Below are 20,082 nucleotides of genomic sequence, written 5' to 3'. Positions count from 1 at the left end.
ACGTTCTCTTGGAACATTTGGTATCCTCTTGATTCTCTCTTGCCAACGAAGATTATTGTTACCCTTCCTTTTGAAATTGTAATATTTCTTAAAAAAGAACTTACTATAATCTTTGTTTCGCAGTTATTATTCAGTTTTCAAGGTACGTCTTTGAGTGTCCTTTTCAGGGCCCTCAAAATCGAACAATATCTACTTAAACTTTAACTTGTCACCTGTTCCAATGACTGACCATCTTGGATGCTCTGTCATTGCCTGACTCCTTAGAAAGGAGGTGATCCAGCCGCAGGTTCTCCTACGGCTACCTTGTTACGACTTCACCCCAATCACCAGTTTTACCTTCGGCGGCGTCCTCCTTGCGGTTAGACTACCGACTTCGGGTCCCCCCGGCTCTCATGGTGTGACGGGCGGTGTGTACAAGGCCCGGGAACGTATTCACCGCAGCATGCTGATCTGCGATTACTAGCAATTCCGACTTCGTGCAGGCGAGTTGCAGCCTGCAGTCCGAACTGGGACGTTGTTTCTGAGTTTTGCTCCACCTCGCGGTCTTGCTTCTCTTTGTTTAACGCCATTGTAGTACGTGTGTAGCCCAAGTCATAAAGGGCATGATGATTTGACGTCATCCCCACCTTCCTCCGTTTTGTCAACGGCAGTCTGGCCAGAGTCCTCTTGCGTAGTAACTGACCATAAGGGTTGCGCTCGTTGCGGGACTTAACCCAACATCTCACGACACGAGCTGACGACAACCATGCACCACCTGTCTCTGCGTCCCGAAGGAAACACATATTTCTATGTGCGTCGCAGGATGTCAAGACTTGGTAAGGTTCTTCGCGTTGCGTCGAATTAAACCACATACTCCACTGCTTGTGCGGGCCCCCGTCAATTCCTTTGAGTTTCAACCTTGCGGTCGTACTCCCCAGGTGGATTACTTATTGTGTTAACTGCGGCACTGAAGGGGTCAATCCTCCAACACCTAGTAATCATCGTTTACAGTGTGGACTACCAGGGTATCTAATCCTGTTTGCTACCCACACTTTCGAGCCTCAGCGTCAGTTGGTGCCCAGTAGGCCGCCTTCGCCACTGGTGTTCCTCCCGATATCTACGCATTCCACCGCTACACCGGGAATTCCGCCTACCTCTGCACTACTCAAGAAAAACAGTTTTGAAAGCAGTTCATGGGTTGAGCCCATGGATTTCACTTCCAACTTGCCTTCCCGCCTGCGCTCCCTTTACACCCAGTAATTCCGGACAACGCTTGTGACCTACGTTTTACCGCGGCTGCTGGCACGTAGTTAGCCGTCACTTCCTTGTTGAGTACCGTCATTATCTTCCTCAACAACAGGAGTTTACAATCCGAAGACCTTCTTCCTCCACGCGGCGTCGCTGCATCAGGGTTTCCCCCATTGTGCAATATTCCCCACTGCTGCCTCCCGTAGGAGTCTGGGCCGTGTCTCAGTCCCAATGTGGCCGTTCAACCTCTCAGTCCGGCTACCGATCGTCGCCTTGGTGGGCCGTTACCTCACCAACCAGCTAATCGGACGCGAGGCCATCTCAAAGCGGATTACTCCTTTTCCCTCTGCTCGATGCCGAGCTGTGGGCTTATGCGGTATTAGCAGTCGTTTCCAACTGTTGTCCCCCTCTTTGAGGCAGGTTCCTCACGCGTTACTCACCCGTTCGCCACTCGCTCGAGAAAGCAAGCTCTCTCTCGCTCGTTCGACTTGCATGTGTTAGGCGCGCCGCCAGCGTTCGTCCTGAGCCAGGATCAAACTCTTTATAAATGATATTTATCACTTAAAAGTGTTAAATCTTGTTTCGCTCAGCACGCAATCGCTTGCGTCCTGTGTGAATTACTTTTGTTTGGAATTGTTTACCGTGTTTTTCCAACACGAAAATAGGTTCCGTTACAAGTTCTTTCGATATTGTTCAATTTTCAAGGTCCTGTGCGCCGCAGCCTTAGCGGCTGAAAGCTTAATTATTTTATCACTTTCGTGATAAGTTGTCAAGCACTTTTTTGAGAAGCTTTTGAACTTTTCTGAACTTGGAGCGCTTTGTACATCTCAGTGTCAACCGTGAGCTTGTCGGGGTGAGACCCCTCCATCTTGCTTTCGCAAGACCGCTCCGTTTGCTTGAACGCCCCACTGGGGCGATTCATTGCTTTCGCAACCGCAAAGCTTTTCAGCGTCTATTGGTTCTTTTCAAGGGCTTCCTGCTGGGACTTCAGAAGTCATTCTTTTGTCTCAGCGCTTGGCGCTCACATATAGTACCATACCGCAACCACTTTTGCAAGTCTTTTTTATATTTTTTTCGCCTTTTTTTTCACTTTGTATACATCATCTAGTTTTTCGCTTGGTTTCAGGGGTGGTTTTGGCCTTTCTTCCACCATTTCTGCGCAAAAACAGCCGCCGCACAAAAAGTGCAGCGGCTGTTGCCTTGTAATTCAGTTCTTTTCTTCCTGCTTCATCTCCCGCAGGGTCAGCCAGACTGCTGCTGCCAGCATCGGCAGCGCGGCGATCAGACCAATGGGCATGGGACCCAGCACATTATAATAAGCATCCGCCGGGGTGACCAGCACCTGCGGCAGCGCCGCAACGGCATTGAACGCGCCGTGCGCAATGGCGGGCACCCAGATGCTCTCCGTTTTCTCGTAGAGGATATCCAGCAGAGTGTTGAGGGCAAAACAGACCACACACCACACCACCAAACCCAGCAGGGGTGCGCCCAGATAGTTGGTGCCGTACTCGTAGCCCACCAGCAGCATCAGCGGCCAGTGCCAGATGCCCCACACAACGCCGCCCAGCAGGCGGCCATTCAGCAGACCGAACTGCTCCTTCAGGCGGGGCATCATGTAGCCGCGCCAGCCAACCTCCTCGCCCAGCGCAGGGAACATATTGATAGCTGGGGCAAGGAGCACCGCAAACAGCCCGTTTTGCAGCAGATAGCTGAGGGTGGAGACGCCCAGCTGGCTGCGCAGGGTCTGGGCGTCCATCTCGCCGCCGTAGGCGGCTACCAACCAGCTGCAGGAAAAGTCCAGCCGGGAGGGGAACACAGCAAAATACAGCACTGCACCCAGCAGGGTGAGCACCGCCGGGCCGAACCATGCCGCCAGCCAGAACCGACGCTTGCCCTGCACCTTCCAGCCGATGCCGGTGGGCTGGCGCAGAAATGCCTTTTGCACCAGCAGTACAGCCAGCAGCGGGCAGAACATGGTAACGATGAGCGCCAGCTGATACAGCACCGCATTATTCTGCTGCAATAGCGCCATGCAGCCGCCGACCTGACACAGCCATGCCATGCCGAAGGCGAACAGGAAGTACAGGCCGAAGCCCTGTTTTTCTTTTGCTGTCATATGAACTTCACCGCCGTTCCGTAAGCTATGACCTCTGCCGCGCCCTGCATGACGCTGGCAGAGGCGTACCGCATGCCCACAATGGCATCTGCGCCAAGGCTTTCAGCGTCCTTGACCATGCGTCCGGTGGCGATCTGCCGTGCTTCGGTGAGCATATCGGCGTAGTCGGTCACCTCGCCGCCCACGAGGGTGCGGAAACCGGCCATCATGTCGTGGCCAAGGTTGCGGCTCTGCACCGTGCTGCCCCGCACCACGCCCAGCGCTTCCAGCTTTTTGCCCGGGATCTCGTTAATAGTTACGATAAGCATCTTCTTCTCCCTTTCCGATCTCTTCGATTCGATCCAGCAGCACCTTCAGGGTGCCCACGATGCAGCCCGCCGGAATGCCGAACATCACTACCAGCAGCGGCAGCGGCGGAGCGTCTTGCGGGTCGGTGTAGATTGCCCAGCCCATGGTAGCCATCACAAAAGCCATCATGGCCACAAAAAGGGCGGCACCGATGCACGCACCCCGGATGCGGCGGGTCTTTTGGTCGGTCCGTTCAATGTTCACAAAAGTCACTCCCTGTTCTTCCCGTGCGGTCAGGCGCGCCAGCGTCTGCTCCACATCCAGTTGTTCCAGAGGGCCGTTCTCCTGTTGCAGCAGCGTGCAGAAACCGATTGCCTCCTCCAAGTCGGCGCGGCGGCTGCGCAGACGCTCCAGCTGCTGGCTCATGCCCTCGGCCAGCGTGCGCTGCCCTTCCAGCATCTCCCGGATCTCTGCCAGCGGCACGTCCAGCTTACGCAGCAGCTTGATGCGGCGCAGGCGTTCCACATCCGCCTGCGAGTAGCTGCGGTAGCCGTTGCCCGGCTCCCGGCTGGGACTGATGAGCCCCTCTTCCTCGTAAAAGCGGATGTTCTTTTTGGTCACGCCGACGGCGGCTTCCACTTCGTTGATCTTCATGGGTCACGACCCCCTCCTTACGGGAATATTCTACACCTTCCACAAAGGGGAAGGTCAAGCTTTTTTTGCAAAAAGAGCCGCTGCACAACCTTGTACAGCAGCTCCTTCCTTTAAAAATAGCACTTGATCTGGAAACGGTCGGCGTTATCCTGCTTTTTCTCCACCACGATGTGCTCATGGTTAAAGTCGAAGTGCACCGGGGTGCACAGGTCGGTATTGCGGGTCAGGCGCAGCAGCTCCTGCACGCGCTTTTTCTCCTCCGGCACATAGAACAGGTAACTCACGCCCTCTTTTTTGGCGCGGCCGGTGCGGCCGATGCGGTGGGTGTAGTGCTCGTTCTCGCTGGGCACATCGTAGTTGATGACGGCATCCACGTCCGAGACGTCAATGCCGCGGGCGGCAACGTCCGTAGCCACCAGAATGGCCAGCTTGCCGTCCCGGAAGGCCTGCATGATCTGGTTGCGCTCCTTCTGGGAGAGGTCGCCGTGCAGGCAGTCCACCGAGAAGCCCAGCCGTGCCAGTTGGTTTGCCAGCGTGGCGGTGTTGAACTTGGTATCGCAGAACACCATCACCCGCTTGTAGCCCTCGCCGATGATGATCTGTGCCAGATCCGACAGCTTGTTGCGGCCGGAGGTCTCCAGCATATACTGGGTGATCTTGGGCTGGCTTTCCTCCCGGGGCTGCACGGTGATTTCCTCGGCGTTGTGCTGGTACAGCCAGCCGATATCCATCACCTCGCGGCTGATGGTGGCCGAGAACATGGACAGCGCCTTGCGTGCCTTCATCATCTCGATGATGTGACGCACATCCTTATAAAAACCCATGTTCAGCATTTCGTCGGCCTCATCCAGCACGATCTGGGTCACATGGGAGATATCGATGCTGTGGTGTTTATAGTGGTCCATCAGCCGGCCCGGGGTGGCTACCACGATCTGGCAGCCCTCGGCCAGACGCTTTGCCTGTTTTTCCATATTGGCGCCGCCGTACACGCAGGCCACCTGCACCTCTGGCATAAAGTAGGTGAGGTTGGTCAGCTCCTCAGCGATCTGTTGAGCAAGCTCCCGGGTGGGTGCCATGATGACGGCCTGCGGGTATTTGTTTTCCGGCTGGATATGCTCCACCACCGGGATGCCGAAGGCACAGGTCTTACCGGTACCGGTGGGTGCCTTGGCGATGACATCATGCCCGGCCAGCATGAGGGGGATGGTCTTTTCCTGAATTTCGGTCATTTCGGCAAAGCCCATGCGTTCCACAGCCTTGTGGATGGCTTCGCTGCACTGCAACTCGCTGTAAAGCATTTGGACAACTCCGTTCTTTATGGCGTTTTTCTCGTTGCAACAAGTATAGCATGAAATGCCGCGCTTGTCAGCAGAGAAACAAAAAGATGCCGTGCGCCGCACGCAGGGCGGGACGATTCGGGATATCGGAACGCCTGCGGGCGTTCCGATATCCCATTTTCACAACAGAGTTTTTGGTAAACAAAAAGAACCGCACCCGGGGTCACGGGTACGGTTCTCAGTGTGTGGGATCAGGCGGTCTCTTCCACGCTCTTCTTGCCGGCCTCCAGCTTCTGCTTGAAGCGGCCGCTGGCCTTGAAGCCGGGGATGGAGGTGGACTCCAGCTGGCTGGACACCTTGGTCTTGGGGTTGGTGTAAGCCTTCGGCTTGCGGGGGCGCATCTCAAAGCGGCCAAAGCCGGCGATGGTCACCTTTTCGTCAGCGCGCAGGCAGTCCGCGATCTGGTCAAACATTGCATCCATCGTGGTCTCGACCTGAGCTTCGGTAAAGCCGGTCTTGCGTGCCACGGTTTCGATCATCTGGGAACGGGTCATGTATCGATATCCTCCTGGAATGTCCAAAAGTAACGTCTTTTGGCAAATTTTGCGTTGTTGAGTATAACATATTTCGCGCACTGTTTTCGATGGATTGCGCACGAAATGTAGTTTATTGCGCACGAACCACATTCAGTTCCGTGCACCCCGCACAAATACAGCGCCCACCGTTTCGGCAGGCGCTGTAAAGAGCTGTTTTATGCGGGTGTTACGGCTTATTTTCCGCGGTACAGGGTGGCAATATCCACCAGCGGGATGTTAGCCAGGCTGTGCTCACTGCGCAGGCAATCCACCAGAGAAGCGGCGGTATCCACTGCGGTGATGCAGGGGATGCTCAGCTCCACGGCTTTACGGCGCAGGCGGACGGAATCGCGCCGGGGGTCACGACCCTTGGCGCTGGTGGAGAACACATAGTCCACCAGACCGCTCTGCAGCAGGTCCACGATGTTGGGCGCCTCGCCGGAGATGTTGCGCACCTCGTTGCAGGGGATCATGTGCTTATTGAGCCATGCACAGGTGCCGGAGGTACCATAGAGCTTATAGCCCATATCCTTCAGCTTCCATGCAATATCCACGAACTCGGGCTTGTCGCTGTCCTTCACGGTGAAGATGCAGCAGCTGCCCGGGCCGGGGGTCTTGAAGGTATAGCCTGCACCGATCAGACCCTTGAGCAGGGCGTCGTGGTAGTTGGGCGCAATACCCAGCACCTCGCCGGTGGATTTCATCTCGGGGCCGAACTGGGTATCCACAGCGTGCAGCTTTTCAAAGCTGAACACGGGCACCTTGACCGCCACATAAGGGGCGTTGGGGTGCAGACCGGTGCCGTAGCCCATATCTGTCAGCTTCTCGCCCAAGCAGCAACGCACGGCCAGATCCACCATGGGCACGCCGGTGACCTTGGAGATATACGGCACGGTACGGGAGGAGCGGGGGTTCACCTCGATGACGTACACACGGCCATGGGAGACGGCGTACTGCACGTTGACCAGACCGGTGACGTGCAGCTCGCGGGCAAAGCGGCCGGTATAGTCCACCATGGTGTCGATCTCGTCCTGCGTCAGGTGCTGCGCCGGGTAGACACAGATGGAGTCGCCGGAGTGCACGCCGGTGCGCTCCACCTGCTCCATGATGCCGGGGATCAGGAAGTTTTCGCCGTCGCAGATGGCGTCCACCTCGCACTCGGTGCCCATGATGTACTTATCCAGCAGCACCGGATGATCCATGTCAACGTGCTCGGTGATAACGCCCATGTACTCGATGATATCCGCCTTGTTGTAGGCCACGATCATGTTCTGACCGCCCAACACATAGGAGGGACGCATCAGCACCGGCAGACCGATCTCCTCGGCAGCGGCCAGAGCCTCGTCCAGATTGAACACGGTACGGCCTGGAGCGCGGGGAATGTTGCAGCGCTCCAGCAGCTCGTCAAAGCGCTCGCGGTCCTCGGCCTCATCGATGGCGTCCGCCGGGGTGCCCAGAATGGGCAGACCGATCTCGTCCATGTGCTTGGCCAGCTTGATGGCGGTCTGTCCGCCGAACTGCACCACGCAGGCATCCGGCTTTTCGGTGGCAATGATGTTGTCCACGCTCTCCGGGTTCAGCGGGTCGAAGTACAGGCGGTCACCGGTGTCAAAGTCGGTGGAGACGGTCTCGGGGTTGTTGTTGACCAGAATGGCCTCGCAGCCGTTTTTCTTCAGCGTCCACACGCAGTGCACAGAGCAGTAGTCGAACTCGATGCCCTGACCAATGCGGATGGGGCCGGAGCCAAAGACCAGTACCTTCTTCTTTTTGGGCTCGCCCTTGGCAGCGGTCTCGGCTTCCTTCTCGGCGATGAAGCCTGCGGCTTCGTTGTCGCCGTCGTAGGTGGAGTAGAAGTAGGGGGTATTGGCAGAGAACTCGGCAGCGCAGGTATCCACCATCTTGAAGCCGGCGCGGTAGTTCTCCACGGGCAGGGTGTCCACCTGTGCCAGACGGCGGATGGTCTTATCCTGGAAGCCGTACTTCTTGGCAGTCTTGTACTGCTCCACAGACAGCTGGCCGTTGCACTGTGCCAGACCCTTTTCCAGATCTGCCAGATGCTGCATCTTATCAAGGAACCACCAGTCGATCTTGGTGATATCGTAGATGACCTTGTGATCGATGCCGCGCTTCAGCGCCTCATACACGCAGAACACGCGCTCGGCGTCCTGAACGTGCATGTGCTCCACCACTTCCTCGTCGGTCAGCTCCTCAAAGGGCTTGTGGGTCAGGGTGTCCATGCCCAGCTCAATGGAGGAAACAGCCTTCATCATGGCGGCTTCGAAGCTGTTGCCGATGCTCATCACCTCGCCGGTAGCCATCATCTGGGTGCCCAGAGACTTGTCGGCGTAGACGAACTTATCAAACGGCCACTTCGGGTACTTGACCACGATGTAGTCCAGCGCAGGCTCGAAGCAGGCGCAGGTCTTGCCGGTAACGTCGTTGGTGATCTCGTCCAGCGTGTAGCCGATGGCGATCTTGGTAGCCACCTTAGCAATGGGGTAGCCGGTGGCCTTGGAGGCCAGTGCGGAGGAGCGGGACACACGGGGGTTGACCTCGATGACCGCGTAATCGAAGCTGTCAGGCTTCAGGGCAAACTGGCAGTTGCAGCCACCCTCGATGCCCAGCTCGGTGATGATATCCAGTGCAGCGGTACGCAGCATCTGGTACTCGTGGTCGGTCAGGGTCTGGGAGGGAGCCACGACCACCGAGTCACCGGTGTGGATGCCCACGGGGTCGAGGTTTTCCATGTTACATACGGTGATCACGTTGCCCTTGTGGTCGCGCATCACCTCGTACTCGATCTCTTTCCAGCCGGCGATGCACTTTTCCACCAAAATCTGATGGATGGGAGAAAGGCGCAGGCCGTTGGTGCCGATCTCGATCAGCTTTTCGCGGGTCTCGCAGATGCCGCCGCCAGTGCCGCCCATGGTAAAGGCCGGGCGCACGATGACCGGGTAGCCGATGCGGTCGGCGCAGTCCAGTGCGTCCTGCAGCGTCTCCACCACCTCAGAGGGGATGATGGGCTGGTGCAGCTTTTCCATGGTCTCCTTGAACAGCTCGCGGTCCTCGGCACGGTCGATGGTCTCGGGCTTGCAGGCCAGCAGACGGATACCGGTGCGGTCCAGATAGCCGGAGCGTGCCAGCTCCATGGACAGGTTCAGGCCCATCTGGCCGCCGAGGTTGGGCAGCACGGAGTCCGGCTTTTCGATGTCCAGAATGCGCTCCACGACTTCCAGCGTCATGGGCTCGATATACACATGGTCGGCCACGTCCGGGTCGGTCATGATGGTAGCGGGGTTGGAGTTCAGCAGAACGGTCTCGATGCCCTCTGCTTTCAGGGCGCGGCAGGCCTGCGTGCCGGAGTAGTCAAACTCCGCAGCCTGACCAATGATGATAGGGCCGGAGCCAATGACCAGCACCTTTTTGATTCTGGGGTCCTTCGGCATTTCAGCGTGCCTCCTTTGCTGCTTTGACGTTGTTCAGGAAGCGGTCGAACAGGAATTCGGTGTCCTTGGGGCCGCCGTTTGCTTCCGGGTGGAACTGCACGGTAAAGCAGTTCCACTTTTTGTACTTGATGCCCTCACAGGTGCCGTCGTTGGCGTTCACCTGTGCCACCTCGCCCATCTCAGCGGGCAATTCCTCGCCCACGACCGCATAGCCGTGGTTCTGGCTGGTGATAAAGGTGCGGCCGGACTCAAAGTCGGTCACAGGCTGGTTGGCGCCGCGGTGGCCGTACTTCAGCTTCATGGTCTTGGCACCGGCTGCCAGTGCGGACAGCTGGTGACCCAGACAGATGCCGAAGGTGGGGATGTTCAGCTCAAAGATGTGCTTGAGGTTCTCGATGACCTCCACCGGCTCGGCGGGGTCGCCGGGGCCGTTGGACAGCATGATACCGTCCGGGGCAAGGGCTTTGATTTCCTCTGCCGTTGCAAAGGCGGGCATCACGGTCACCTTGCAGCCGCGCTTGACAAGGCAGCGCACGATGTTGCGCTTGCAGCCGTAGTGCATCAGCACGATATGGGTCTCGCCTTCCGGGTTGAACACCTCGGGGGCGGCGCAGGTCACGTTCTTCACAGCATCGGTCACGGCATAGGCGCGGATCTCGGCCAGCAGGGCCTCGGTCTCGGCCTTATTGGCCGGGTCGGCGGGGTCGAAGGTGGTCAGGATGGCACCGTTCATCACGCCGCTCTCCCGGATGATGCGGGTCAGGTGGCGGGTGTCGATGCCCTCGATGCCGATGGTGTTGTTCTTTTTCAAAAAGCTGTCCAGCGTCTCCTCACAGCGCCAGTTGGAGGGGGTGGTGCAGGCTTCGCGCACGATGTAGCCCTTTGCCCAAATGCGGTCGGACTCCATGTCATCGTGGTTCATGCCGTAGTTGCCGATGAGAGGATAGGTCTGGGTGATGATCTGGCCGTAGTAGCTGGGGTCGGTCAGGGTCTCCTGAAAGCCCACCATGCCGGTGGAGAACACCACCTCGCCCACGGTCACGCCCTGCGCGCCCACGGACTGTCCGGCAAAGACCATGCCGTTTGCCAAAAGAAGATATGCGTTCATAGTTTTCCTCGTTTCAACAAAAGCTTTCAGTTTACAGGGTCTGCTTTGCTTCCTGCTTCATCTTACGGCTGCCCAGATGCACCAGCGGCAGCTTGCCCTCCTTGCAGATGGGGCACTCCTCCGGGGTATAGTTGGGCAGGTCCAGCTTCAGGGCGCTGGCCAGAATGGGGATGGGAGACGGAGCCTCGGGCTTGGTGCGGTCCACCACGCAGGTGATGCCAAGGCAGATGCCGCCGGCCTCTTCGATGACACGCTTGGTCTCCAGAGAGGAGATGCCGGTGGTCACCACATCCTCGGCGATGATGCACTTTTCACCCGGGTGGATGGCAAAGCGCTTCAGGCACATCACGTTGTCCACGCGCTCGGTAAAGATGGCGCGCTTGCCGGTCTGGCGTGCCAGCTCGTAGGCGTACACGATGCCGCCCATGGCAGGGCCGACGATGACATCCACGTCCATCTCCTTGACCTTGTCGGCCACAGCCTTCATCACCTCGGCGCAGCGGTCCGGGTACTGCTGCAGATAAGCCATCTGGCAGTATGCGCCGGAGTGCCGGCCGGAGGACAGCAGGAAGTGACCCTCCAGAAATGCGTCACAGCTCTTCAGAATTTCAAGCGCTTCACTCATTGTACTTCTCCCTCTCTTTTCAGTGGTGTATATTCCTTTGGGTGGTATTGTACCACGCTTTTACGCTATTTGCAAATTTATGCGTTAAGTTTTATTTTATGCGCATAATTGTAGATATTTTATGGATATATCGGTTTTTATTCTGCATGACGGGCACAGCCGCGGATCTCGTCCAGCGTTTTCACGCCGTTTTTGTCCATCCATGCTGCCATCTCGTCCGCAATGGTCTCCATGGCGCGGGGGTTTGCAAAGTTTGCGGCACCCACCTGCACTGCGGCGGCACCTGCCATGATGAACTCCAGCGCGTCACGGCCGGTGGCAATGCCGCCCAGACCCACCACCGGGATATTCACAGCGCCCACGGCCTGCCACACCATGCGCAGGGCAATGGGCCGCACCGCCGGGCCGGACAGGCCCGCAAAGATGTTGTTGAACACCGGGCGGCGCTTTTCCAGATCAATGGCGCAGGCCTGGAAGGTGTTGGTCAGGCTGATGGCGTCTGCACCGGCGGCCTCCACAGCTTTGCACATCTCGGGGATGTTCTCGGCCTGCGGGCTCAGCTTGACCATCAGGGGCTTTTTGCAGGCAGCGCGCACCATGCGCACCACCTCACCGGCAGCCTCGGCCTTTACACCGTAGGCCATGCCGCCCACCTTGACGTTGGGGCAGGAGATGTTCAGCTCCACGATGTCCACTGCGCTCTCGCTCAGCATCGCAGCGCCTTCCACATACTCTTCCTCGCTGTGGCCGCCAAGGTTTGCAATGGCCACCGTGCCGTACTTCTGCTTCAGTTCCAGCATCTCGGGCAGCTCCACGTCAATAAAGTGCTGCACGCCGGGGTTCTGCAGGCCGATGCTGTTGATCAGGCCGGAGGGGGTCTCCCACAGGCGCTCGCCCTTGTTGCCGTACTGGCCGTGCAGGGTAAGGCCCTTGCCGGAGATGCCGCCGATTTTAGCAAAATCGGCCAGCTCCTCGTACTCCACACCGTAGCCCACGGTGCCGGATGCGCCGATGACCGGGCTGTTCATCACAAAGCCCAGCAGGTTGGTTTTCAGGTCTGCCATCAGAAGAACACCTCCGTTGCGTCAAATACAGGGCCGTTCTTGCACACGCTCTTGCCCTCGCCGCCCTTGGTCTCGCAGGTGCAGCCAAGGCAGGCACCAATGCCGCAGGCCATCTTCTTTTCCATGCTCACAAAGCAGGGGGTGCCTTTTTCGGCACACAGGCGGGCGGCGTTCTTCATCATCACGGTGGGGCCGCACACCAGCACCACGTCGTAATCGGCAGGGTCGTACAGCTGGGTGACAAAGCCGTGGAAGCCCACCGCGCCGGTGTCGGTGGACACCTTGACGAGGTTTGCGATGCTGCGGTACTCCTCCATGCAGTAGGGGGTGTCGCGGAAGCCGAAGAACACATCCGGCTTTACCCCGGCAGCGGCCAGCTCGCGGGTAAGCTGGAACATGGGTGCGGTGCCGATGCCGCCGCCCACCACGGCGATCTTTTTGTACTTGCTCAGGATATCCGGCACATCAAAGCCGTTGCCCATGGGGCCGGTGAGCTGGAAGGTATCCTGCTGCTTGAGCTGTGCCAGCTTCTCGGTGCCCTCGCCCACCACCTGATACAAAAACTCGATGGTGCTGCTGTCCGGGTTCCAGCGGTGCACGCTGATAGGACGGGACAGGAAGGGGGCTTCGTCTGCGCCCCAGGAGCGCAGGGTGAAGAACTGGCCTGCGTGGGGGGCATGGTCGCGGTCCGGCCACACCACGGTCAGCAGACGGATGTCCGGGGCAATGACCTCATTGCGCAGGACGGTGGCTTCACAGCAGGCTGCACGCATGAGCAATGGCCTCCTTCATGTTCACACACTCGTTGTAAGCGGCCTCGTCAAAGGCAACACCCGGCTGCTTTTTGTAAGCCAGCAGGATGCCGCGGCTGGAGTTGACCACGCCGCCGTTGCCCTTGGTCAGGTACTGGGCGATATCCTCGGCCTTGCCGCCCTGTGCGCCGTAGCCGGGGATCAGGAAGAAGCTGTCCTTGTACTTGGCGCGGATCTCAGTGGCCTCCTCGATGTGGGTGCCGCCGATGACCAGACCGATGGAGGAGTAGCCATGCTCGCCCATGTAGTCCTTGCCCAGTGCGTTCAGCTTGTCGCCCACCAGATCGTAGACGTGGCGGCCGTCGGCCAGCTTCTCGTACTCAAAGTCCTTGGCACCGCCGTTGGAGGTGCGGCAGAGCACGAACATGCCCTTGCCCTGCTTTTCGGCGTAGGGCAGATAGGGGCTGATGGAGTCCAGACCCATGTAGGGTGCCAGCGTAACGAAATCGCTCTCGAAATCGCCGGTAAAGTGACCCATGGCGTACATCTCGGCGGTCTTGGCAATGTCGCCGCGCTTGATGTCCGCGATCACCGGCACACCGGCCTCGCGCACAGCCTTCAGGGTGTCGGCGTAGGCCTTCATGCCCTCCATGCCCAGAGACTCATAATAAGCGATCTGTACCTTGTAGCAGCCCGCCACAGCCTTGGTGGCATCGATGAGCTTCTTGTTGAAGCGCACGATGTTCTCGCCCTTGGTCAGGGTGCTGTCCACAAAATCGGCAGGCAGGTAGCTGAAATCGGTGTCCAGACCCACGCACACCGGGCCGCGGGCCTCCACAGCTTCGTACAGTTTGTCCATGTTCGTCATTTGGGTGTCCTCCTGTTTGTTCTCTGTTATATTAGATATCGTTATATCGCATCTTGTAAGCGTCCTCGCCCTCTCAGCCTCACTTCGTTCGGCAGCTCTCCCAAAGGGAGAGCCAAGCCCCTTACCGTAAGGCTTTGCCTGAGAGGGTCTCGTTCTTTTTACTCCTCGGCCTGATAGGTGATCTTACCGGCCTTGATGGTGGCAAACACCTTGCCGTAGAGCTGTGCGCCGTCAAAGGGGGTGTTGTGGCTCTTGGAGTGCAGCTTTTCCTTTTCCACCGTGTAAGGAGTGTCCAGATCCACCAGCACAAAGTCGGCATCGAAGCCCGGCTCCAGCTGACCCTTGGCAAGGCCCAGGATCTCGGCGGGGCGGGTGCTCATCAGGTGCACCAGCAGCTCCAGCGGCAGTCCCTCCTGCTTGCAGAGCTTGGTGTAGCACACGCCAAAGGCGGTCTCGCTGCCCACCATACCGGCCATGCCCTTCAGCTTATCCTCTTCGGAGTGGGGTGCATGGTCGGTGGCAATGGCATCCACGATGCCGGTGCGGATGCCCTCCACCAGTGCCTCCACGTCATCGGCGGTGCGGATGGGCGGGTTGACCCGGTAGTCGCAGGTGTCGTTGGTGAACCACAGGTGGTGAGGGGTCACCTCACAGGTGACCGGTGCGCCCCGCAGCTTTGCCATACGGATGGCGTCCAGCGCACCCCGGGTGGACACATGGCACATGTGCAGCCGGGTCTGGTAGTACTCGCTCAGCCAGCAGTTGCGCACCGTCTCGATATCCTCGGCCAGACGGTAGTCCCACGGGCTGATCTCCATATCCTCGGCGTGGCTCATGACCGTGATGTCCTTCTGGGTGCAGATGGCAAACGCCCGCGCCATGGTGGCGTTATCCTGCACGCCGTGGCCGTCCTCGGTGATGAACTTCACGCTGGCGGGCAGGGTCTTGAGGTGGTCGATGCTCACGCCGTCAAAGTTCTCGGTGATGGAGACAGTCTGGTTTGCATCGCACAGCCCTACCTCGGCAGCCTTCTGCTCCACCATCATGGCCTGTGCGGCAGAAGAGCAGACGGGCTTTGTGTTGGGCATCAGGTTTACAAAGGTGTAGCCACCGGCGGCGGCGGCGCGGCTGCCGGTCTCGATGTCCTCCTTGTACTCAAAGCCCGGGGTACGCCAGTGGCAGTGCAGATCCACAAATGCGGGCAGCACAGTCAGCCCACCGGCATCCACCACCGTCTCATTCTCGGCGGCAAGGGCAGAAAGATCCTGCCCTACGGCAGCGATCTTTCCATCCTTTACATAGATCTCGAGCGGCCGTCCCTCGGTGTTCACAGCGTTTGTCAGCAGCATCGCGGTTCCCTCCTGTAATGATATTTTTGGGTGTCAGGTGCCCGAAAACGGGCAAAAAAAAACTTTTCCCCGCAAAGGGAAAAGCTCATTGCGCAAAAAAAGGAAACAACGAAGCCACGGCAAAACCGGACGCGAACTGCTTGTTCAGTTTCGGGCTCTGGGCGCTGCACAGCATGGTGTTTCTCCTTTTTATGATGGTTGCGTTTTCATTCGCATTATTTTATCATAGAACCGCAAAATGTGTCAATGGCTGTGCGCAAAAACAGGTGCTAAAAGGTTTCTGGCATCTCTCGCCGAATTTTGGATACTCTACCCAAAACCCGGGGCACGCGGCAAAATAAAAGCCATTTTGTTCCACAATCCCTAGTACGGCACTGTACTTTCGTTGCCTGCTGTGCTATTATAATACGGTAAAAGGGAGAGCCCCGCCGCGTGGGCGGGTGTTTATGGGAAAGAGAGGTTTTCCGCATGGGTTTACTTGAGGACGCGCGGAACATCCAGCGCAAGGACCCCGCCGCACGCAGCGTGCTGGAGGTAATGCTGCTGTACCCGGGATTCCACATTCTGGTGTACCACCGCATTGCGCACTGGCTGTACGGGCACAAGCACTTTTTTCTGGCGCGATGGGTCAGCCAGCATGGCCGCCACCGCACCGGCATCGAGATCCACCCGGGTGCTACCATCGGCAAGTGTCTGTTCATCGACCACGGCATGGGCATCGTGTTCGGCGAGACCTGCGAGATCGGGGACAACTGCACTATCTACCACGGGGTAACGCTGGGCGGCACCGGCAAGGATACCGGCAAGCGCCACCCCACCTTGGGCAACAACGTGCTTATCGGCGCGGGCACCAAGGTGCTGGGTCCGGTGTTCATCGGGGATAACGCCCGCATCGGTGCGGGCAGCGTGGTGCTGCGCAACCTGCCCGCCAACTGCACTGCCGTGGGCGTGCCCGCCGAGGTGGTGCGCATCAACAATAAGGCGGTGAACCCCGCCGACGATCTGGACCAGCAGGATCTGCCGGACATCGTCTCGCAGCGGCTCACCGATCTGGACCGCCGCCTGAGCCAGCTGGAAAAGACCGCACAGGGCGATATCCCGCCCACTGCCGCGCAGATCGCCGCCCGGCAGCGGAAATAAAAGATTTCTTTGAAAAAAGAGGAGACAGGCTTCCCGGAAAGGGTCGCCTGTCTCTTTTTTGTTGTCAGCTGCGGTTATAACACCTGCTCGCCGTTTTCTTTATTGCAATACATCCGGGCATCGGCCTGCCGGATGGCCTCGGTCAGGGGCTGCACATTGCACACGCCGCCAATGCTTACCGAAAGCCGGAGCTCCGGGTGGCTGGGCACCCGTGCCGCCTGCACGGCGTTCTGCACCCGCCTGACGACGCTTTCCACGTCGTCAGGGCAGTTCTGCGGCATCAGCAGCAAAAATTCATCGCCGCCGTAGCGGATCAGGATATCGGTCTGGCGCAGGCAGCTCTGCATGGCTGCGGCCACAGTTTGCAGTGCCTCGTCCCCTACCAGATGCCCAAAGCTGTCGTTGACCGACTTGAACTGGTTCACATCGATCATGGCCACGCCGCCGTGCATCTCGCCCCCGGCAAGGAACTTATCAAAATAGCGGCGGGTGTAGGCCCCTGTCAGGGGGTCTACAAAGGCGCTGCGCTCCATTCCATCGCAGCGGTCCAGCAGCAGCCGGTGGCCGCCCATATCCAGCCAGCGACCATCCGTCAGCCGGGTGACCATTTCCAGGATACAGCCCCTGCCGCCTACCTCGATGTACTTGGAGATGACAAAGTAGGCTTTCTCGTCCTTGAACTCGATCTTATTCAAAATGGTCTTGCGGGCGTAGGCTTTGGCCGAGATGCAGTTTTCGCACCGGGTATCCCGGTTCCATACCATGTGGCAGTTGCCGGGCTTTTCGGTCAGGACGCCGTCACTGTCCAGCACAAGCACCTTGCGGTGCCCCGGGTCTACCAGACGCACCACATCAAAGATGCCCTGCAGCTGCCGCAGGAAGTGGGCGGGGTCCTCCTCCGGGTCGGTGGCGGTCAGCAGCTCCGCCTGATGCTCTATGCGGTGCTGCTCATCGGTCAGCTGCCCTAGCACGTTCACGCAGCGGCGCACCCCGGCACCGCTCCAGATGGTGTGCAGCACCATCCGGTGCAGGTGCGGCTTCCCGTCCCGCTGCACCATGACCGGCAGCACCACGTCCGGTGCTTCCGGCGTGGCGCGGCTGATGGCCTTGGAAAGCTTGCGCCGATCCTGCTCGTTCAAAAAGCCAAGTCCCCTGCCCTGTGCAAAATCGGTCACCGTTTTTTGCTGCATGGGCTCGGCATGGTAGTCATACACGGTCACGCTGCCTGCCAGCAGGTCATAGTCGAACCGGATGCCGCCGCACTGGGCGGCGTAGAAATCCGTGCGCTCCTTTTCCTGCTCCAGCAGCAGCTGGGAGTGGTTCTCCCGGGGCAGCGCTTCCCGGTGCAAAATCTCCTCGGAAAGGCGGTGGGTCTCCTGCCGGAAGTCCCTGTCCCACTCCGAGCGGTTCAGCTCGGTGCGCAGCTGCTCCGAGGACTCCCGCAGGCAGTCCAGCAGCAATGAGTTGAAGGCGCCGCACTCGCCGTTCAGGATCATGCGCAGCGCGGTGTCGTGGTCGTAAGCATGCTTATAGCAGCGCTCACTGGTCAGGGCATCGTACACGTCCGCCAGCGCCACCACCTGCGCCGCAATGGGGATCTCGTCCCCCTTCAGCCGGTCGGGGTAGCCATTGCCGTCCCAGCGCTCGTGGTGCCAGCGGCAGATGGCGTGCGCCACCTGCAACAGCGGCTCGTCCTGCGCAATCGCCTGTCCCAGATCCTGCAGCATCTGCGCACCCGCCACAGTATGGTTCTTGATGATGGCAAACTCTTCGGCGGTCAGGCGGCCGGGCTTGTTCAGGATCTCCTCCGGGATAACGATCTTGCCGATATCGTGCAGCGCCGAAGCGATGCTGATGCGGGCGATATCGCTTTCGTCCAGCTGATAGCGGTCGGTCTTTTGCGCCAGCCGGTGCAAAAGCAGATCGGTCAGGGTGCGGATGTGCAGGACATGAAGTCCGCTCTCACTGTTGCGGAACTCCACCACATGGCTCAGGATGCTGATCATCAGCACGCTGTTGTGCTCTTTTTCGTACACCCGATCGGTGACAAGGCGGGTGAGCCGCTTTTGCTTGGCGTACAGCATGAGGATATTCTTCACCCGGCGTATGATCATGATCCGCTCGAAGGGACGGCGGATATAGTCTGCCACACCCAGATCGTAGGCGCGCTCAATGTTGGCGGTATCCTCTGTCGCCGAAATGACGATGACCGGGATCTCGTCCAGCCATGCATGATACTTCATCACCCGCAGCACGTCAAAGCCGTCCATGCCGGGCATCATCAGATCCAGCAGCAGCAGGGAGATATCCGTGCGCTGCCGCATCAATTCCACTGCCGCTGCGCCGTCCTCTGCTTCCAGATAGTCATAGCCATCGCCCAGTATCTCCTTGAGCAGGGCACGGTTGATCTCGGAATCATCCGCGATCAGGATCTTCGGTTTCTCGTTCATGGCCATGTTTCTCCTTTTGCGGCACATCCATCTGCCCCGGCTTTGTTCCGGGTGTACCGTCCGCACTGACTGGATGTAATGGATTTTCCCTAGCATCCACTTTATTGCATTCATTTATACTTTACTGGATTTTACAGCAAAATGCAAGGCTGCGTGCAGCATTTCTGCCATTTTACGGTATTTTCTGCAAACGTTCTCATTCCCGGTTGTATAAATGCAATCCAATTTTTACAGTACCCTTTGCAAACGTTGTTCGAAAGCAAGCCGTTTGCCGTTACAGCCCTTCCTGTGAAAATGCGGTTGCCGCGCTCCGCAGAGCGCGGCAACCGCGAAATATAAATCTTATTTCCGCTGACGATGCGCAGCAACGACGACGACCGCCGCCAGCGGCGGAAACAGGGAGGAGTTGTTGGGGCAGCGGCCAGCAAGATGCGAGTGCCGCCCAAGGCACGATGCGGATGCTGGGTTCCGCAACCCGGAAGAAGCGGAGCGCATTCCAAATCGTCCCGCCCCAAAAGAAAAAGGACTGCTGCGCAAAACACGCAGCAGTCCTTTCTAGGTTCACTCTTGGGGCATCATGGCATCGAACCAGCCCATCAGCTCCGCAGCCATCTGTTCCAGCCGGGTCTCCGGCTGCCATGCAGGCTGTGCAGGCTCCGGGGGCAGTGCCGGTTCCGGGGCACAGAGCAGTTCTTCCGTTTCCGGCGCAGGCTGTTCCGGTGCAACCTCGCATTGCGGCACAGCCTCGGGGGCAGTGTCCGGCTGCGCGGACGCTTCCGTGGCAGTCTGCTGCATGGCAGCAAGGGCAGCTTCCGCTCTGCGGCAGGCGGCTTCGGCCTTTTCTGCCCGGGCGTTGGCCAGCTCCAGCTGCTCCCACGCCTGCTCACAGGCGGCTTCCAGCTCTGCATTATCGTGCTTGAGGGCAAGCAGAGTACGCTCAAAGGCGAACATCCGGGTCTGGTACCGGCGCACCTCGGCGCGTGCGGCAGCCAGCTTGCGGCTCAGCTGCTCTGCCTGCGCCCGGGCGCTTTCCGCCTGTGCTGCGGCAGATGCCTGTACAGCGGCCTGCCGGGCAAATTGTCCGCGCATGGCACCGGTCTCCCGCTCTGTCTGCACCATGATGCCCTCCCATGCACACCTTGC

At 58.8% G+C, this 20,082-nt stretch carries 15 protein-coding genes and 1 rRNA gene; 1 reads left to right on the top strand and 15 read right to left on the bottom strand.

The annotated features are described in order from the left end of the window. Nucleotides 1-264: 264 nt before the first annotated feature. From ACXPUX_RS06120 to ACXPUX_RS06060, 13 genes are all read right to left on the bottom strand, one after another. Nucleotides 265-1,775 (bottom strand): 16S ribosomal RNA (locus tag ACXPUX_RS06120). Nucleotides 1,776-2,434: 659 nt separating this feature from the next. Then, complete coding sequence (locus tag ACXPUX_RS06115) at nt 2,435-3,343, bottom strand: lysostaphin resistance A-like protein (protein ID WP_458830800.1); 909 nt, start codon at nt 3,341-3,343, stop codon at nt 2,435-2,437. Then, on the bottom strand, nt 3,340-3,651 hold the full coding sequence (locus ACXPUX_RS06110; RefSeq protein ID WP_458830798.1) for a heavy metal-binding domain-containing protein: 312 nt from the start codon (nt 3,649-3,651) through the stop codon (nt 3,340-3,342). The genes ACXPUX_RS06115 and ACXPUX_RS06110 overlap by 4 nt, the downstream gene beginning before the upstream one ends. Next, complete coding sequence (locus ACXPUX_RS06105; protein WP_458830796.1) at nt 3,632-4,285, bottom strand: MerR family transcriptional regulator; 654 nt, start codon at nt 4,283-4,285, stop codon at nt 3,632-3,634. Before ACXPUX_RS06105 ends, ACXPUX_RS06110 begins: the two co-directional genes overlap by 20 nt. 110 nt (nt 4,286-4,395) lie before the next feature. Then, nucleotides 4,396-5,583 (bottom strand): DEAD/DEAH box helicase, encoded by a 1,188-nt coding sequence (locus tag ACXPUX_RS06100; RefSeq protein WP_015537546.1) that lies wholly within the window; start codon nt 5,581-5,583, stop codon nt 4,396-4,398. A 230-nt stretch (nt 5,584-5,813) separates the two neighbouring features. Next, nucleotides 5,814-6,116 (bottom strand): HU family DNA-binding protein, encoded by a 303-nt coding sequence (locus ACXPUX_RS06095; protein ID WP_005920451.1) that lies wholly within the window; start codon nt 6,114-6,116, stop codon nt 5,814-5,816. Between the two features lie 215 nt (nt 6,117-6,331). Beyond that, the gene (gene carB / locus ACXPUX_RS06090; RefSeq protein WP_458830793.1) at nt 6,332-9,583 is read right to left on the bottom strand and encodes a carbamoyl-phosphate synthase large subunit; all 3,252 of its coding nucleotides are present in this window, start codon (nt 9,581-9,583) and stop codon (nt 6,332-6,334) included. A 1-nt stretch (nt 9,584) separates the two neighbouring features. Next, nucleotides 9,585-10,691, bottom strand: a complete 1,107-nt coding sequence (locus ACXPUX_RS06085) for a carbamoyl phosphate synthase small subunit (RefSeq protein ID WP_117949688.1) — start codon at nt 10,689-10,691, stop codon at nt 9,585-9,587. Nucleotides 10,692-10,722: 31 nt separating this feature from the next. Continuing rightward, nucleotides 10,723-11,316, bottom strand: a complete 594-nt coding sequence (gene pyrE / locus ACXPUX_RS06080) for an orotate phosphoribosyltransferase (protein WP_005920457.1) — start codon at nt 11,314-11,316, stop codon at nt 10,723-10,725. 137 nt (nt 11,317-11,453) lie between these two features. Continuing rightward, nucleotides 11,454-12,380 carry a dihydroorotate dehydrogenase gene (locus ACXPUX_RS06075; protein WP_112091765.1) on the bottom strand — a complete coding sequence of 309 codons (927 nt, stop codon included), beginning with the start codon at nt 12,378-12,380 and terminating at the stop codon, nt 11,454-11,456. Beyond that, nucleotides 12,380-13,153 (bottom strand): dihydroorotate dehydrogenase electron transfer subunit, encoded by a 774-nt coding sequence (locus ACXPUX_RS06070; protein ID WP_055186833.1) that lies wholly within the window; start codon nt 13,151-13,153, stop codon nt 12,380-12,382. The genes ACXPUX_RS06075 and ACXPUX_RS06070 overlap by 1 nt, the downstream gene beginning before the upstream one ends. Next, on the bottom strand, nt 13,134-14,000 hold the full coding sequence (pyrF, locus tag ACXPUX_RS06065; RefSeq protein WP_458830789.1) for an orotidine-5'-phosphate decarboxylase: 867 nt from the start codon (nt 13,998-14,000) through the stop codon (nt 13,134-13,136). Before pyrF ends, ACXPUX_RS06070 begins: the two co-directional genes overlap by 20 nt. 158 nt (nt 14,001-14,158) lie before the next feature. Then, nucleotides 14,159-15,349, bottom strand: a complete 1,191-nt coding sequence (locus tag ACXPUX_RS06060; RefSeq protein ID WP_005920465.1) for a dihydroorotase — start codon at nt 15,347-15,349, stop codon at nt 14,159-14,161. Between the two features lie 468 nt (nt 15,350-15,817). On the opposite strand from ACXPUX_RS06060, the gene epsC reads away from it, so the two are divergent. Next, entirely contained in the window at nt 15,818-16,489 is a 672-nt protein-coding gene (gene epsC, locus ACXPUX_RS06055; protein WP_349187056.1) for a serine O-acetyltransferase EpsC, read from the top strand. Between the two features lie 74 nt (nt 16,490-16,563). Here epsC and ACXPUX_RS06050 read toward each other — a convergent pair whose 3' ends face one another. Then, nucleotides 16,564-18,939 carry a diguanylate cyclase domain-containing protein gene (locus ACXPUX_RS06050; protein WP_458830786.1) on the bottom strand — a complete coding sequence of 792 codons (2,376 nt, stop codon included), beginning with the start codon at nt 18,937-18,939 and terminating at the stop codon, nt 16,564-16,566. Between the two features lie 561 nt (nt 18,940-19,500). Further along, nucleotides 19,501-20,058 (bottom strand): hypothetical protein, encoded by a 558-nt coding sequence (locus ACXPUX_RS06045; RefSeq protein WP_458830784.1) that lies wholly within the window; start codon nt 20,056-20,058, stop codon nt 19,501-19,503. Nucleotides 20,059-20,082: the final 24 nt, after the last annotated feature.

It is taken from the genome of Faecalibacterium sp. PGM34, assembly GCF_054456555.1.
Note: the sequence above shows the minus strand (reverse complement) of the source record. Positions and strands in the feature narration are given on the sequence as shown.